The organism is Flavobacterium helocola (assembly GCF_038289885.1).
Taxonomy (GTDB): domain Bacteria; phylum Bacteroidota; class Bacteroidia; order Flavobacteriales; family Flavobacteriaceae; genus Flavobacterium; species Flavobacterium cheniae.
In genome coordinates this window covers 247,691-264,895 of record NZ_JBBYHT010000003.1, presented here as the reverse complement: position 1 = coordinate 264,895, position 17,205 = coordinate 247,691, and the positions used below count along the sequence as shown (strand labels likewise).

The 17,205-nt window shown below is 31.7% G+C and carries 16 protein-coding genes; 15 read left to right on the top strand and 1 reads right to left on the bottom strand.

The window, feature by feature from the left end:
* Positions 1-60: 60 nt before the first annotated feature.
* Entirely contained in the window at positions 61-1,281 is a 1,221-nt protein-coding gene (locus tag AAEO58_RS08420) for a T9SS type A sorting domain-containing protein (RefSeq protein WP_133609930.1), read from the top strand.
* A 4-nt stretch (positions 1,282-1,285) separates the two neighbouring features.
* Here the strand turns inward: AAEO58_RS08420 and AAEO58_RS08415 are convergent, their stop codons facing one another.
* Positions 1,286-3,424, bottom strand: a complete 2,139-nt coding sequence (locus AAEO58_RS08415) for a TonB-dependent receptor (RefSeq protein ID WP_341683011.1) — start codon at positions 3,422-3,424, stop codon at positions 1,286-1,288.
* 199 nt (positions 3,425-3,623) lie between these two features.
* Between AAEO58_RS08415 and AAEO58_RS08410 the strand changes: the two genes are divergently transcribed.
* The 14 genes from AAEO58_RS08410 to bamJ all read left to right on the top strand — a co-directional run bounded on the left by AAEO58_RS08410 (position 3,624) and on the right by bamJ (position 17,197).
* Positions 3,624-4,217, top strand: a complete 594-nt coding sequence (locus AAEO58_RS08410; protein WP_341683010.1) for an HPP family protein — start codon at positions 3,624-3,626, stop codon at positions 4,215-4,217.
* 27 nt (positions 4,218-4,244) lie between these two features.
* Positions 4,245-5,159, top strand: coding sequence for a glutaminase (locus AAEO58_RS08405; RefSeq protein WP_341683009.1), 915 nt, complete (start codon positions 4,245-4,247; stop codon positions 5,157-5,159).
* A gap of 81 nt (positions 5,160-5,240) precedes the next feature.
* Positions 5,241-5,792: an IS1096 element passenger TnpR family protein gene (locus AAEO58_RS08400; protein ID WP_341683008.1), complete on the top strand. Its 552-nt coding sequence runs from the start codon at positions 5,241-5,243 to the stop codon at positions 5,790-5,792.
* Positions 5,793-5,893: 101 nt separating this feature from the next.
* A complete protein-coding gene (locus AAEO58_RS08395) occupies positions 5,894-6,952 on the top strand; it encodes a nucleoid-associated protein (protein WP_133609920.1) in 1,059 nt (352 codons plus the stop codon).
* Between the two features lie 46 nt (positions 6,953-6,998).
* A complete protein-coding gene (locus AAEO58_RS08390; protein ID WP_341683007.1) occupies positions 6,999-7,310 on the top strand; it encodes a DUF7716 domain-containing protein in 312 nt (103 codons plus the stop codon).
* Positions 7,311-7,568: 258 nt separating this feature from the next.
* Positions 7,569-8,228, top strand: a complete 660-nt coding sequence (locus tag AAEO58_RS08385) for a TetR family transcriptional regulator C-terminal domain-containing protein (protein WP_341683006.1) — start codon at positions 7,569-7,571, stop codon at positions 8,226-8,228.
* Between the two features lie 6 nt (positions 8,229-8,234).
* Positions 8,235-9,545, top strand: a complete 1,311-nt coding sequence (locus tag AAEO58_RS08380; RefSeq protein WP_341683005.1) for an ABC1 kinase family protein — start codon at positions 8,235-8,237, stop codon at positions 9,543-9,545.
* 130 nt (positions 9,546-9,675) lie between these two features.
* Entirely contained in the window at positions 9,676-10,572 is an 897-nt protein-coding gene (locus AAEO58_RS08375; protein ID WP_341683004.1) for an ABC transporter ATP-binding protein, read from the top strand.
* 7 nt (positions 10,573-10,579) lie between these two features.
* Positions 10,580-11,431, top strand: coding sequence for an ABC transporter permease (locus AAEO58_RS08370; RefSeq protein ID WP_133609912.1), 852 nt, complete (start codon positions 10,580-10,582; stop codon positions 11,429-11,431).
* A gap of 16 nt (positions 11,432-11,447) precedes the next feature.
* Positions 11,448-13,466, top strand: coding sequence for a choice-of-anchor L domain-containing protein (locus AAEO58_RS08365; protein ID WP_341683003.1), 2,019 nt, complete (start codon positions 11,448-11,450; stop codon positions 13,464-13,466).
* A gap of 44 nt (positions 13,467-13,510) precedes the next feature.
* Entirely contained in the window at positions 13,511-14,521 is a 1,011-nt protein-coding gene (locus AAEO58_RS08360) for a DHH family phosphoesterase (RefSeq protein WP_341683002.1), read from the top strand.
* A 2-nt stretch (positions 14,522-14,523) separates the two neighbouring features.
* Entirely contained in the window at positions 14,524-15,081 is a 558-nt protein-coding gene (gene gldI / locus AAEO58_RS08355) for a gliding motility-associated peptidyl-prolyl isomerase GldI (protein WP_341683001.1), read from the top strand.
* A 6-nt stretch (positions 15,082-15,087) separates the two neighbouring features.
* Entirely contained in the window at positions 15,088-16,176 is a 1,089-nt protein-coding gene (locus AAEO58_RS08350; protein WP_341683000.1) for a peptidylprolyl isomerase, read from the top strand.
* A 10-nt stretch (positions 16,177-16,186) separates the two neighbouring features.
* Positions 16,187-17,197 carry a BamJ family beta-barrel-assembly machinery protein gene (gene bamJ, locus AAEO58_RS08345; RefSeq protein WP_133609901.1) on the top strand — a complete coding sequence of 337 codons (1,011 nt, stop codon included), beginning with the start codon at positions 16,187-16,189 and terminating at the stop codon, positions 17,195-17,197.
* Positions 17,198-17,205: the final 8 nt, after the last annotated feature.

The following is a 17,205-nucleotide window of genomic DNA, read 5'->3' as shown; positions in this document are numbered from 1 at the left end:
TTGGGGATGAATTGTATAAAATAAAAAAAACATATATTTGTTTTCCCAAATTACCATTCTATGAAACTGAAATTCATAATATTATGTTTTTTTACATCTATAATATTAATTCCTGCACAAGAAAAAACTTTATTCATTGGAAACAGTATGACTTATTTTAATAATATGCCAAACTTGTTTCAAGAAATCGCAAATTCTAAAGGCAAAAATGTACAAGCAGAATATTATGCCCCTGGAGGAACTGGCTTTATAAATCATCATGTAGATAATAATGTTTATAATCTTTTGAGAAATAATGTTTGGACAAACGTAATTCTACAACCTGGAACCTCTGAATCGGCAGGAGTTTCTTGGCCAGTAAATACAACTATTCAAAGAGGTCAAAGAATGATTGATTCTATTAGAAAATATAGTCCTTGTGCCAAAATATTTCTATATCAAATTCCTTATGGAATAAAAGCTACTAATAATGTTCCAGATTATAATGATTATTTTAATATTCAAACTAAAATAAAAGACTCTATAACTAAAATGGCTCATGGTCTAAGAATTCCTTTAATTCCAGCAGGAGAATCGGCAAGAAATCATTTTAGCAGTAGTCAAGATTTACTTTTACATAGTAGCTATAATGATGTACATCCAAATTTGAATGGTTCCTATTTAGTTGCTTGTACAGCATTTACAACAATTTATCAAGAAAATGTAAATGTTTCTAATTATTTAGGTGGAGTTACCCAAGGAAATGCCACATATTTTCAAGGAATTGCAGACAATGTAACATTAACAAATAGGAGTAATTGGCTTATAAACACGTATAACCTTAATGCCGATTTTGTATTCCAGATAAATGGTCCTCAAGTAACTTTTAACAATCAATCTTCCAATTACACTACCGTAGAATGGAACATTAACAATGAAGTTATATCGGGTGATATTAATCTGACACATACTTTTACAGAAACTGGAACAAAAACTGTTACATTAAAAGTAATAAAAGATGGTTGCCAAAGCATAATAACAAAAACAATAGATATACAAACATTAAGCAACCCTTTATTTGAACAAGTTTCTTTAGTTGCGTATCCAAATCCAGCAAAATCACATTTGAGTATAAACAATAATAAAAATTTTACCTTTAATATAATTAATGTTTTAGGACAAGTTGTATACACTAACAATGAAAATAAATCAAATTATATCATACAAACAGATAATTTAATTAATGGTGTCTATTTTATTTTGACCAATTTTGATGAAAAAATAAAATTCATTAAAAACTAAATGGTTATAAATTATCCAAATTATTCGTCTTCTTATTATCGCTAATAGTCCAAAAGAAACCTACAAAAATGAATCGATCGGCTGCTTGTGTAATAGCTTGACGCTGAAATTGTCCTGAAATAGAAGGCGTGTTGGCATATTGATAACCAAATACATTTTCGGTTCCTAAAACATTGGTTACTGAGAAAAACAATATTTTTTGTTGCGATAATAAATAAGCCCAACTAAAACTTAAATTGTTAAATGATTTTGTCTTTTCAGACATAAATTCAGCAACGTTTGGATTATCATAAGGTCTTCCTGAATTATAAGAATACGTTGCACTAATTTGAGATTTCCATTTACTTACAAAATACTTAGTAACCAATGAAAAATTATGATTTGCAACAAACGAAGGCGTAACTTGAGTTTCATAATTTCTAAAATCTCGTTCCGAATCAATAAACGAATACGAAACCCAATACTCTAAATTCTTGATGGTTTTGCTGTCTCTCCAAAACAAATCCAAGCCTTTTGCATAACCAAAACCTTCGTTATTGTAATTACTATCAAAGTTGGCTTGCGTTCCATCGTATTTTACTAAATTTTTATAATCCTTAAAATACGCTTCCGCACGAAACATTCTTCCTTGTTTGTTGTACATATAATTCAAAATGTAATGCGAAGTGGTTTCGTAATCTAAATTAGAGTTAAACTTCAAATAATCTTGTCGTGCAGTTTGATTGAAATTTCCATAAGCCATTGAAAACTGACTATTTTCTGCCACTTTATAGGCGAATGAAACTCTTGGCTCCACTGTAAACTCATCAACAATCGAAGCATTTGAAGAACGTAATCCAACATTAAAAGCTACTTTTCTCGACAATAAAACTTCCGCTTCTGTGAAAAATGCAATGGAATTATTTTGATAGCCATAACCGAAAACATTGAAATTCTCATCAAAATTCGTGTGAAACAAATCGGCACCAACACTCAATTTGAATCGGTTTGAGAATGAATTTCTTAGTTTGAATTTACTATGTAATGTTCGTTCGTTATTCGCAACTTTATCTTCAGAAATTCCGATTTTATTTTGTGCATAACCATAACTAAATCCGGTTTGAAGTTGTAAATTATCATTCAAATAACCTTTATACGAAGTATTGAAATAGAAGTTATTATTCTGCAAATCAAAACGAATTTTCTCATCAAAATTTACATCTTTCTGATTCAAATCGAATGTAGAATAATCGAAAGCCCCGTAAACTTTTAAAATTCCATTTTTAAATTTATATCGAAAAACACTTTCTCCTGAAAGAGACTGAACAGGTTTATTCCAATCTAAATTCTGCGGAACCACTAATTGATATGGCGCCAAATTGATGTAACTTGTATTGAATGTAAACGAACTTTTCTCCCATTTTTTAGTTTTTCCTAATCCAACACCAACCGTCATAATTGAAATATCCGTTTGATTTTGAGTCGGTTCATCAATTGTATTTAATAATAAAACACTCGATAAAGCATCACCAAATTCCGCACTATAACCACCAGTAGAAAATGTAATTCCACTAAACAAAAAAGGTGAAAATCTACCTCTTGTTGGCACATTATTGGCACTTGCTCCATAAGGTTGTCCAACGCGAATTCCATCAACATAAGTTTGGGTTTCGTCTGCTTCACCACCGCGAACAAATAATCTTCCGTTTTCACCAACGGTTTGTGTTCCTGGCAAAGTTTCTAAAGCCGAAATAATGTTTCCAGCAGAACCAGCTGTTGTTACAATATCCATCGCTTTAAGAGCAGTTGCTTTACTATTATCGCCTGCTTTGAAAGTTCCTGCAGTAACTTCTACAGCATTTAAAGTATTGAGGCTTTCTTTAATTGTAAAAACTTTTGATTGAAACGTTTCAACCACAAAATCATAAATTATCGTTTCATACGACAAAAAACTAATTTGTAATTTCTGATTTCCTGAAGCAGTAGTTGTAAAGCTAAAATTTCCCTTTTCGTCAGATGTTGTACCATCATAAGTACCAATTACAAAAACATTGGCACCAGCAAATGGCATTCCTTGTTCATCGACAATTTGTCCTTTGATTTCGGTTTGCCCAAAAGAGATTAGTGAAGTAAAAGCGATTAAAAAAGTTAAAAAAGATTTCATTTTATTTGATTTTGATGAAGCAAAGTTGCAACTGAAAAACCTTGAATAAAATTGAAACTAACCCAACTGTCATTTTTTGAGGATGAATTGTAATTTAAGGTTTCTACTTGAATTTTAGTTTAAAAAATTAACTTTGCAAAGTTTCCGCTTTGAATGCGAAATAACTTGAAAAGAAAACGTAACATTTTAAAAAAATAAGATGACCAAAAAACTAAAACGCAATTACAGAAAAGCAAAATACGTTTTATACAAAGAAACTTTAGTCGATTTTAAAGAACATTTTTGGGCTTTTATAGGTTCATTTGTTGGCTTAGGATTTATAAGTCTCTTACAATTTAAAATTTTCACGCCTTCCGACTACGTTTTTTTGATTGGTTCCTTTGGCGCTTCTTGTGTATTGATTTATGGAGTTATAGAAAGTCCACTAGCCCAACCTCGTAATCTTATTGGAGGTCATGTTATTTCGGCAATGATTGGAGTAAGTATTCAAAAACTATTTCCTGATTTAATTTGGATTGCAGCACCATTAGCTGTTTCACTTTCTATCGTATTCATGCAAATAACAAAAACGTTACATCCACCAGGAGGTGCAACTGCTTTAATTGCAATTGCAGGTTCAGAGAAAATTAAAGAATTAAGCTACTGGTATGTTGTTTCTCCTGTACTATTAGGTGCAATTATTCTATTAATAACTGCTTTAATTTTTAATAATATGTCTTCAAAAAGACACTATCCGTCAAAAGGTAATTTTATATCAAAAAAAGAACTCAAAAAACGTATCCCTTTTTTGTAAATTAATGCTTATAGTAAAATTAGTTTCATGGCATACCAAGATATTTTAGACGGAATCTATAACGAAGTCAACCAAATTGAAAACACTGGAAAAGTAGCCGATTACATTCCAGAACTAGCAAAAGTTGATGCGAATAAATACGGAATTGCATTGCTAGACAAACATCAAAATGTGTTTACAAAAGGTGATGCTTTGGAGAAATTTTCTATTCAAAGTATTTCAAAAGTCATTACGACTTCGCTTATTTTTTCTAAAATTGGAAACGAATTATGGGAACGAGTTGGTTATGAACCTTCTGGAAATTCTTTTAATTCATTAGTACAATTGGAAAATGAAAATGGTATTCCAAGAAATCCATTCATCAATGCTGGAGCTTTAGTAATTGCCGATTTAATGTTGGAACATTTTGAAAATCCAAAAGCCTTTCTTCTTGATTTCGTAAGAGAACTGACCGAAAATCCAAATATTAATTACAACGAAAATGTAGCACAATCTGAAAAAGCTTTCGGTTACCGAAATGCCGCTTTGGTCAACTTTATCAAATCATTCAACAACATCAAAAACGAACCTGAAGCGGTTTTAGATTTTTATTATCATCAATGTTCTATTGAAATGAGTTGTGTGGATTTGGCGAAATGTTTTCAAGTTTTTGCTAATAATGGAGTGATTCCTAAAAGCGATAAAAAATTCCTTTCCACAAGCAAATGCAAACGCATGAACGCCTTAATGCAAATGTGTGGTTTTTATGATCAAGCGGGTGAATTTACGTTTAAAGTTGGGCTTCCTGGAAAAAGTGGTGTTGGTGGTGGCGTCGTTGCTGTTTTTCCAAATCATTATACGGTAGCGGTTTGGAGTCCGAAATTAAACAAAAAAGGGAATTCATTTTATGGTTTAGAAACCTTAGAACGATTAACGACTGAAACCTCGTTATCTATATTTTAAAATCTTATCAACAATTCGCAAAAGCAAAAAAGTTTCTCGTAAATAATAATTACTTTTGCAGTTCTTAAAATTTCAACGATTATGATTTATAAATTCAGAGCTATTCTCGATGCTGAAGAAGATATTTTTAGAGATATTGCCATCGAAAGCGACAACTCATTAGAAGATTTACACAATGCTTTAATCAATGCATTTGGTTTTGACGGTACCGAAGTAGGCGCTTTTTATACCTGTGGTGCTGATTGGTCTTGGCATGAAGAAGATGGTATTCCGTTGTTTGACACAGGTGATATTCCTGGCGAAATCAAAACTATGGCTGAATATAGATTAGACGATTTAGTTCACGAACAAAACACTAAGTTAGTATATGTGTACGATTTATTTTCTATGTGGACTTTTTTCTTAGAATTAGCTGCCATTGAGAATGACAAACAAATTGGTGAAACCTATCCTGCTCTTTTATTTTCACATGGTGAACTTCCAGCCGAAGCCCTACAAAGTGGATTCAGAGGCGATTTATCAGACGAAGATATGTTTGGCGAATTTGAAGATGATTTAGATGATGATGACTTCGATATGTTTGATGGAGACGATAGTTTTGAAGACATGGGATTTGAAGAAAATTGGAATTAGCCCCCTAACCCCCAAAGGGGGAATTTAGGTGGAATTATATACAACGTTTCTAACTCCTCCCCTTTGGGGAGGTTGGGAGGGGCTAACTTAAACTATAAAAAATGATCAATCTATTTAATGCTCATATTGAGAATTTATCAATTCACCGCGTAGGAAACAAAAGCAGAAATGAAGCTATCTTCTTATCTGAAAATCCATACGGATTGAATGATGAAATCATGCCTTTATTAAAAGAATTTTTCTTTAAACCATTTCGTGAAAAAGAAGAAAATTACTTTCAGTTTGCTCACGAAGTAGATTTAGAATATAATGAAATGTACAATTTTGCCACTGAAGTTTTCAATAACCCAAGCGAAATTCACAACGTTTCTAAAAAAATCACGAAACACCTTTTCGAACAATCGAATCATCCGCATATTAAAAACGGAGAAGTGTATGTAGCCTATTTTACACACGTTTCCATAGATAATAATGTAGTTGATGCTATTGGTGTTTTCAAAAGTGAAGTACAAACCGATTTCTTACAATTTGAAGAAAAAGAAAGCAACTTAGAAATGATTTTACAACAAGGAATTAACTTGAATAAGTTAGACAAAGGTTGTATCATTTTTAACTATAAAAAAGAAGAAGGCTACAAAATTTTAACCGTTGATAGCAACCGTTACGATGCGCGTTATTGGTTAGAGCATTTCTTATCAGTTGATGCGTTTCAAGATGAAAACTTCATGACGAAGAAATACTTGAAATTCTGTCAAGAGTTTGCTAAAGAAGTAGTTTTACCAGCCGAAGACAAACAACAAGAAGTATTGTTTATGAACCGTGCTATCAATCACTTTGCGAAAAATGATGAGTTTGAAGAAACGGCTTTCTTAAATGAAGTAATGCAAAATCCTGAATTCATTCCAGAATTCAAAAATTATAAAGTAGATAAAGGTGCCAAATACAGCATTGAAGACGTTTCAAGTTTTCCAATTGCGAATGCAGCTGTTACAGATGTGCGTCGTACCTTAAAAAACACGATTCAATTAGATACCAATATCCAAATCAAATTGGATTTCATCAACCCTGAAAGCGCTGAGAAATTTGTTGAAAAAGGTTGGGACGAAGAAAAACAAATGTATTATTACTTGGTTTACTTTAATAAAGAACAGAAATCGTAAGGAATTTATACCAAAAAGAGCTTTTGTACAATTTTAGAAACATACTATGAACTTAAGGGATGTTATTTTAAATTGCAATCAATATATAGACTCAGATGAGTTTATGAATATGGTTTTTGTGAAAAAACAAAACAATAAATTTGAGTCAAATTCTGAAGCAACGGTTCTAAAATTAACATTTGAAGAAATGGAAATGAATCTGAGAGACATTGCAAATTCCAAATGTCCTGGATTTGATTATTTTTTAGAAATGAACATCGTTCAAGATTTCTATGCAGAAATACAAAACTCAAAAGAATACAACTCAGATGACGAGAGAGTAAAACGAATAATTTACTACGCTGAATTTGACGCTTAATTTAGCAAAGTAGATAACACACAAAGACATCAAAAAAGTTTGTATTTTGTATTAGAAAGAGAGTCTTTGATTAATCAAATGTTCTTTTAAATCAAGTTTTTTGATAATAGTGACACCTCTCGATAATCAGCTAACAATTAAACCTCAATTACAACTTTGTACTTGAGGTTTTTTTTGAAAGAACTTTAACAAAATATTTGTTTAACTTTTTTGATTATAAATTAAACATTCTTTACCTTTGATCAAATTTTAAAAGTCATGGCAAAGAAGAAAGAGATTACTAATCAAGATATTTTAGGTTTCTACATTGATTATTTTTTAGAAAATAACAAAGCGCCACATTCGGTATATAAGTTTGCGAAGCAATACAACTTTGAAGAAGCTGTATTTTATGCTAATTTTTCATCATTTGAACAAATTGAAAAAACCTTTTTCAATTTGTTATTTCATCAAACAATGGGTTTGTTAGAAAAAAGTGAAGATTTCGAATCGTATGATGCACGAACTAAATTATTAAGTTTTTATTTCACGTATTTCGAAATGTTAACTGCTAACAGAAGTTTTACAGTTGCGCTTTTAAAAGAAGATAAAAACAAATTAAAAAGTCTTTCTAAATTAACAGATTTAAGAAAACACTTCAAGCAATTCTTTGATACTTTAGACATTGAAAAAATCGATTTAAAACAAGAAAAATTAATCGAATTTCAAGAAAAAACCATGAGCGAAATGGCTTGGTTCCAATTCTTATTCACTTTGAAATTTTGGATAGAAGACACTTCACTATCTTTTGAAAAAACAGATATTTTCATTGAAAAATCAGTCAATACCAGTTTTGATTTAATGGATATTGCACCTTTAAAAAGTTTAATTGACTTCGGAAAATTTATATGGCAAGAAAAAGCCTCATTCAAAATGTAAACAAAAATGAAAACTATAGATAGTATTCCTACATCAAAAATTCAGAGAGCATCCAAACTGATTCAAACTGGAGCAAAAGTTGGTGTAAATTACATAAAATATTACGGAGATAAAATCACCAAAACCGAAGAAGAAGCCAAAAAGAATCTAAACATTAACAATGCTTCTGACATTTACGACGGTTTAAAACAAATGAAAGGAAGCGCTTTGAAAGTAGCGCAAATGCTAAGCATGGACAAAAGTATTTTGCCTCGTGCATATGTTGAAAAATTTTCATTAGCACAATTTTCGGTTCCACCGTTGTCGCCACCATTGGTGAATAAAACATTTAAAAACTATTTTGGCAAACAGCCAAACGAAATATTTGACACTTTTAATGCCACTTCAATAAATGCTGCGAGCATTGGTCAAGTGCACCAAGCGAGCAAGGATGGGAAAAATCTTGCTGTGAAAATTCAATATCCTGGAGTGGCAGAAAGTATCAGTTCTGATTTGGCGATGGTAAAGCCAATTGCGATTAAAATGTTCAATATTAAAGGAAAAGATTCGGATAAATATTTCAAAGAAGTTGAAGATAAATTGATTGAAGAAACCAATTACATCAACGAAGTTAAGCAAAGTATTGAAATGGCTGAGGCTTGTGCCACTATTCCTAATTTAATTTTTCCAAAGTATTATCCAGAATGGTCATCGGAAAAAATTATCACTATGGATTGGATGACAGGCGAACATTTGTCAGAATTCACCGCTTATAATACTGATATTGAGAAATCGAATATTTTAGGACAAACGCTTTGGGATTTTTATATGTTCCAAATGCATAATTTAAGAAAAGTCCACGCAGATCCGCATCCTGGAAATTTCTTAATTACAAAAGACACAAAACTAATTGCACTAGATTTTGGTTGTATTAAAGAAGTCCCGAATGATTTTTATGTACCTTATTTTGAATTGGCGAAGAAAGAAAATTTAGCAAATCCGGAATTCTTTAAATCAAAATTATACGAATTAGAAATATTAAGAACCGACGATTCTAAAGAAGAAACTGAGTTTTTCACTGCGATGTTTCACGAATTGTTAAGCTTATTTGCAAGACCATTTCATGTGGAAGAATTTGATTTTTCAGACGATGAATTCTTTGGTCAAATTGCCGATTTAGGTGAACGCTATTCAAAAAGCACCGAATTAAGAAATATGAATGGAAATCGAGGTTCAAAACATTTCATTTACATCAACAGAACATTCTTTGGCTTATACAATTTAATGCACGATTTAAAAGCTAAAAATGTAAAAATCAACAACTTTATACAATATTAATAATTGCCCCAAGTTTACTTAAAATCCCTAACTAAGCCATAACGTTAGGGATTTTTTTATTTACTTATTTTTTATTGGTAACAAATAACCCAACTGTTCGTCTTATTTGTAAATCAAAAAACGAACAAACTTGGAAACCATTTTAAAAATCACCAATCTTAATAAGATTTTCAATAAACATCTACACGCAGTTAAAAACGTGTCTTTTGAAATCAAAAAAGGAAATGTTTACGGAATTCTTGGACCCAACGGATCTGGAAAATCAACTACTTTAGGAATAGTATTAAACGTTGTTAATAAAACTTCAGGCGATTTTGAATGGTTTGGAGGAAAATCAAACACGCATGACGCGCTAAAAAAAGTAGGTGCTATTATTGAACGACCAAATTTTTATCCGTACATGACCGCCAAAGAAAATTTGGAATTAGTCTGTAAAATCAAAGGAACTCCACTTTCAAAAGTAGATGAGAAATTAGAATTGGTTGGACTTTTAGAACGAAAAAACGATAAATTCAGAACGTATTCACTAGGTATGAAACAACGTTTAGCGATTGCTTCTGCCCTACTGAATGATCCTGAAATTTTAATTTTAGATGAACCAACAAACGGTTTAGATCCGCAAGGAATTAGACAAATTAGAGATATTATCCGAATTATCGCTTCGCAAGGCACGACCATTTTATTGGCTTCGCATTTATTAGACGAAGTTGAAAAAGTGTGTAGTCATGTGGTAGTTTTGCGTAAAGGCGAAATGTTATATCAAGGTTCGGTTCATGATATGATTGAAAACAATAGCTTTTTCGAGTTAAAATCAGACGATAAAGAGCAACTTAAATTGGCACTTCAAAATCACCCTTCCGTTGAAAAAATAGAGGAAGAAGAAGGGAAAGTATTGGTATATTTAAATCAAGATATTGCTGCCAAAGATTTAAACTCGTATCTGTTTGAACAAAAAATTGTTTTAGAACATCTTGTAAAAAGAAAAAACAGTTTAGAAGAACAATTTTTAGAATTAACCAAAAACTAACACCATCATGAAAAGATTACTATCTATAGAATTTCAAAAAATTTGGAAAAACAAAGCCAGCCGTGTATTACTACTTGCTTATTTTGTTTTATTAAGTTTCATCGCATTAATCGCATCCATAAAATTTAGTATTGGAACCTTCGAAATTAGAATTGCTGATCAAGGAATTTTTAATTTCCCATATATCTGGCATTTTAACACATACATAGCCTCTTTATTCAAAATTTTCTTAGCTATTGTAATTGTTTCCATGATGGCAAACGAATATACTTATGGCACTTTAAAGCAAAATTTAATTGACGGATTGAGTAAAAAAGAATTTATTCTTTCCAAATTTTTAGTAGTGGGAACTTTTGCTGTTGCTTCTACTCTATTCGTTTTTGTAATGTCGTTAATATTAGGATATTCATTCTCTTCTTATAATGAAATGGGAATTGTATTTTCTGATTTAGAATATTTATTGGCATTTTTTGTTAAGCTAACAGCATTTTTCTCTTTCTGTTTATTTTTAGGAATATTAGTAAAAAGAAGTGCATTTGCATTAGGTTTTTTATTCATTTGGTTCATTGCAGAAAACATTTTTTATTGGATTATTAAATTTGTCATTTTAGGTGGCGATGATAAACACAAAAATTTTGGAGACACCATAATTCAATTTTTTCCAATGGAATCTATGGGTAATTTAATTAAAGAACCCTTTACCCGATTGAGCGCCATTAAAACGATTGAAACTACAATTGGTGGAGCAAAAGTAGCAAAAGATTATAGTGTACACTTTTCAGAAATAAGCATCGCTTTACTTTGGGCTTTTATATTTATTTTAACATCTTATTATATCTTAAAAAAGCGCGATTTATAGTATCTTTGCCGATGCTATGAATACTTTTAAAAATACCATTTCTGTCTTATTTTTCGTGTTGGGAATCCAATTCGGAAATTCGCAAAATATTTCAGTCGACGAAGGATACACACCTCAAGATTTAGTTGAAGATGTTTTAATCAACAGTACTTGTGCCAATGTGTTTAACGTAAGCGTTTCAGGAGGAAATTTTGCTACTGGAGAAAAAAGCTTTGGCTATTTTGACGGAACTGGAACTACCTTTCCATTTCAAAACGGAATTATTCTTTCAACAGGAAAAATCAATAATGCGCCAGGCCCAAATTCTTTTCTATCAGATGATGGTGGGAATATGGGTTGGGATGGCGATTCAGACTTAAACGATGCTTTAGGCTTGAGTAATTCATTCAATGCCACAATTTTAGAATTTGATTTTATTCCATTAGGAAACAAAATTAGTTTCGATTACATTTTCTCATCTGAGCAATATTTATCTAATCCTTCTTCTGGACAATGTAATTTTACTGATGGTTTTGCCTTTTTACTAAAGAGAAATGGAGATCTTAGATACGAAAACTTGGCCGTTATTCCCGGAACTACAACTCCTGTAAAAGTGAATACCGTTCGAGGTCCAGGTACAATTTGTCCACCAGCAAATGCAGCCTATTTTGATGCATTCAACGATGTAAACCATCCCACAAACTATAACGGACAAACCACTGTTTTAACCGCGCAATCCGATGTTATTCCTGGCCAAACGTATCATATTAAATTAGTAATTGCAGATGAAGGAAATTTTAGATACGATTCAGCCATATTTTTAGGAGGAGGCAGTTTTAATTTCACAATTGACATAGGAGATGATCGTTTAGTAGCAAATGGAAATCCGTTATGTCAGGGTGAAAATTTAGTGGTTAATGCTACACAAACTGGAGCAACAGGTTACCAATGGTTTCAAAATAATATTGCAATTCCTGGTGCTACGAATGCAACTTACAACATTACTTCGGCGGGAGATTACTTAGTAGAAATTAATTATGGTGCTACTTGTCAAACTACTGGAACTATCAAAATTGAATATGCTGATGTTTTAATTATTGACGAAGATACTTTTACATTATGTGATGTCGATAATAATCAGGATGGGAAAACTGTTTTCAATTTAGATACTATTAAAAACGAACTTTTCACAAACTTACCAACTAATTATGTCGTTTCATTTTTTGAAATAGCCACAAGCACAACAGCTTTACCTTCAAGCTACACAAACACAATAGCATACAACCAAACCATATACGCAAGAGTAATGAATGTTCAAGGTTGCTATACCGATTTTCCAGTAAATTTAGTAATCAATACTTTTGATGATATCATTACCGATGAAGAATTAAGTTTATGCGAAAACGAACCAATTACTCTAAATGGTGGAGCTGGTTTTTCGAGTTATACTTGGAATACAACTCCTGTAGAGACAACACAATCTATTACGGTTGACACAGCTGGAACCTATATTGTTACACTAACAAATGCAAATAATTGCTCTAAAACTAAAACATTTACTGTTACAGCATCAGGAATTGCTACAATTGAAAACATAGATATTAACGATTTTCAAGAAAACAATACAGCAACTATTGAAATTTCAAGTACAAGTTTAGGCGATTATGAATATTCATTAGATGGTGTTAATTATCAAGATTCTAATATTTTCAGTAATCTAAATGCAGGCGAATACACGGTTTATGTGCAAGACAAAAAAGGTTGTGGTATCGTTTTTGAAACGTTTTACATCTTAGATTTCCCAAAATATTTCACACCAAACGGAGATGGTTATAACGATACTTGGTTCATTAAAAATCTAGACAAAAGAAACCTCGAAAATAGTATTGTCACTGTTTTTGATCGTTATGGTAAATTGTTAAAACAAATTTCAGGAGTATGTGATGGTTGGAACGGAACTTTCAATGGAAATCTTTTACCTTCAAATGATTATTGGTTTGAAATCAAATTAACTAATGGCAAATCGGTAAAAGGACACTTTACATTAAAACGTTAGGCATAATAATTGCAGAATAGCTTACAAAATAATATATTCGCAGTATGATGCAAATACACGAAATTGAAGCTATAAAATCGATTTTAGCTACACCAAAAAAAATTACAATTATACCACATAGAAATCCAGACGGAGACGCTATGGGTTCTACTTTAGGTTTATATCACATCCTTAAACAACTTCAACATGACGTTGTGGTAATAGCTCCAAATGAATTTCCAGATTTTTTAGCTTGGTTACCCGAGAGCGAAAAGGTTTTAATTTTCGAAAGAAGTTTTGATACTTGCAAAGCTATTTTAGAAAAATCGGAATTGATTTTTACTTTAGATTTTAATGCACTTCACAGAACGGGAGACCAAATGGAAAATGTATTAAAAACACTAACGGCTACAAGCGTAATGATTGACCATCATCAAGCGCCTGATGGTTATGCCACCTATACTTTTTCAGATACCGCTTATGGTTCTACTTGTCAAATGGTATACGATTTTATTCACCAATTAGGCTTAGAAAATCTAATTAACAAAACCGTAGCTACTTGTTTATATACCGGAATTGTTACCGATTCTGGAAGTTTTCGTTTTCCAAAAACAACAAGCGCTACTCACAAATGTGTTGCTAATTTAATCGAAAAAGGCATCAACAATAGCGAAATTCATAATTTACTTTTTGACAATTCTTCATACAACCGTTTGTTGTTATTAGGAAAAGCACTTCAGAATTTGAAAATGCTTCCTGAATACAAAACAACTTACATTACCTTAACTCAAGACGAATTAAACGAATTTGGTCATCAAAAAGGAGACACAGAAGGCATTGTGAATTATGGATTAAGCATCAAAGGAATCGATTTTACCGCTATTTTTATCGAACACAAAGAAGAAGGAATTATCAAAATTTCTTTCCGTTCACAAGGTGATTTTGATGTAAATCAATTTGCTCGAAAACATTTCAATGGAGGCGGACATATCAATGCTGCCGGAGGTAAATCTTTTTTAAATTTAGACGAAACGATACAACAATTTATTGCTATTTTAGCAGAAGAAAAAAAATAATTATGAGAATTCAAAACCTATTCCTTTTTGGAGCAATGATTTTCTTAGCCAGTTGTTCGCAACAACAACAAGCGAGAAAACCTATTTCTCACACTTCAGGAACTTTCATAAAAGAATCTATTGAACGTAATAAAGTTTTAATTGCAGATGAAGAAGATTTAATTGCTGAAATTATAAAAAAAGACTCACTTAAATCTTACATTGCTTCAAACAAAGGATATTGGTACAAATACGAAACCAAAGTAGAGGAAGTAACTGAAACTCCTAAAAGAGGCGATATTGCTTTTTTCGATTATGAAATTAAAGATTTAAAAAGTAGAATTATCTACACAATAGCTGATACAAAACCACAAGTGTACTATGTTGATAAAGAAAACATAATGATGGGATTGCGTGACGGAATTAAACTGATGAAAAAAGGCGAAACCGTTACTTTCTTATTTCCATCTCACATGGCGTATGGCTATCATGGCGATGATAAAAAAATTGGCACAAACGAACCTCTAATTTGTACCGTAAGTTTAAACGATATTAAAGTAGATACTCAAGCTAAAAACTAATACCAAATGAAAATTACTTCCATTTTATTATTAAGCATTGCTACATTTTTTGCTTCTTGTTCAAAATCATACGACAACCTTAAAGAAGGTTTGTATGCCGATATTGAAACTGCAAAAGGAAACATGATTGTAAAATTAGAATTTGAAAAAGTTCCGAATACGGTTGCTAATTTTGTGACTTTAGCAGAAGGTAAAAACCCATTCGTAAGTGAAGAATTCAAAGGAAAACCATTTTATGACGGATTGAAATTTCACCGCGTTATTGCTGATTTTATGATTCAAGGCGGTGATCCAATGGGCGATGGTTCTGGTGGACCAGGCTATAAATTTAAAGATGAATTTCATCCTGATTTAAAACACTCAAAAGCCGGAATTTTATCAATGGCAAATGCAGGGCCAAGTACTAATGGAAGCCAATTCTTTATCACACATAAAGAAACGCCTTGGTTAGATAATATGCATACTATTTTTGGAGAAGTTGTAGAAGGATTAGAAGTAATCAATACAATTGAAGCAGATGATGTTATTGAAAAAATTACTATAATCAGAATTGGTAATGCTGCCAAGAAATTTGATGCCGTAAAGATTTTCAAAAACTACTATTCTTCGGTAGCCAAAGAAATTAAAGAAGCAGAAGAAAAAGCCAAAGAAATTATTGAAAATAAAGCCAAAGAAATTACTACTTTAAAAGCTACCGGAACAAAAAGTGCTTCAGGTTTAATCTATCAAATGATCAAAAAAGGCACTGGTAAAAAACCTGAAAACGGTACTCAAGTTGTAATTCATTATGCAGGCTATTTAGAAAATGGACAACTTTTTGATACGAGTTATGAAGATGTAGCCAAATTATACGGAAAATTTGATCAAAACAGAGCCAATCAAAATGGATATGCAGGTTATCCGGTGACTATGGGTAATTTACCTTTTATCCCTGGATTTAATGAAGGTGTAGGCATGATGAACTATGGAGACAAAATATTGCTTTACATTCCTTCAAACCTAGCCTATGGTGAGCAAGGTGCTGGAGATGTAATTCCACCAAATGCCAATATCATTTTTGAAGTAGAACTTTTAGAAAATAAACCAACAAACTAATAATTACAAAATGAAGAATATTTTAAAAATAGCAGTTCTAGCGTTAAGTTGTATAACTTTCGCTGTAGCACAAAACAAAAAGCAAGATGGTATTTTTGCTGAATTCAACACATCAAAAGGTAAAATTGTGGTTGAATTAGAATACAAAAAAACACCTATTACGGTTGCTAATTTTATTTCTTTAGCAGAAGGAAAAAATCCAAAAGCAAATGCTAAATTCAAAGGAAAACCATTTTATGACGGATTAAAATTTCACCGAGTAATTGCTGATTTCATGATTCAAGGTGGTTGCCCTGATGGAACTGGAGCTAGTGGACCAGGTTATAAATTTGATGATGAAATTGTTGCTGATTTAAAACATTCAGGAAAAGGAATTTTATCTATGGCTAATGCTGGACCTGCAACTAATGGAAGTCAGTTCTTCATTACGCACAAAGCAACTCCACACTTAGACGGAAAACATACCGTTTTTGGACATGTGGTAAGCGGACAAGAAGTTGTTGACAAAATAGTTAAAGATGATGTTATTACATCTGTAAAAATTATTAGATCTGGAAAAGAAGCAAAAAAATTCAATGCTGAAAAAGTATTTGCAAATTATTTTATAAATAAAGAAGCAGCTGATAAATTAGCTGCTGAAAAACAAAAAGAAGCTAAAGAAAAAGCTTTAAAAGAATTTGCAACTGCAGCATCAACTCCAAGTGGTTTAAAATATATTGTATTACAAGAAGGCACTGGAAACAAACCAGTAGCAACCAGTAATGTTAAAGTACATTACACTGGAATGTTCTTAGACGGAAAAGTATTTGACAGCAGTGTACAAAGAGGTGAAACTATCGATTTTGGTTTAAACCAAGTAATTAAAGGCTGGACAGAAGGTCTTCAATTAATGAATGAAGGATCTAAATACAAATTTTACATCCCATCTAATTTAGCTTATGGCGAAAGAGGTGCTGGCGGTGTCATTCCACCAAATGCCGATTTAATTTTCGAAGTTGAATTAATCAAGATAAATCAATAATAAAAAAA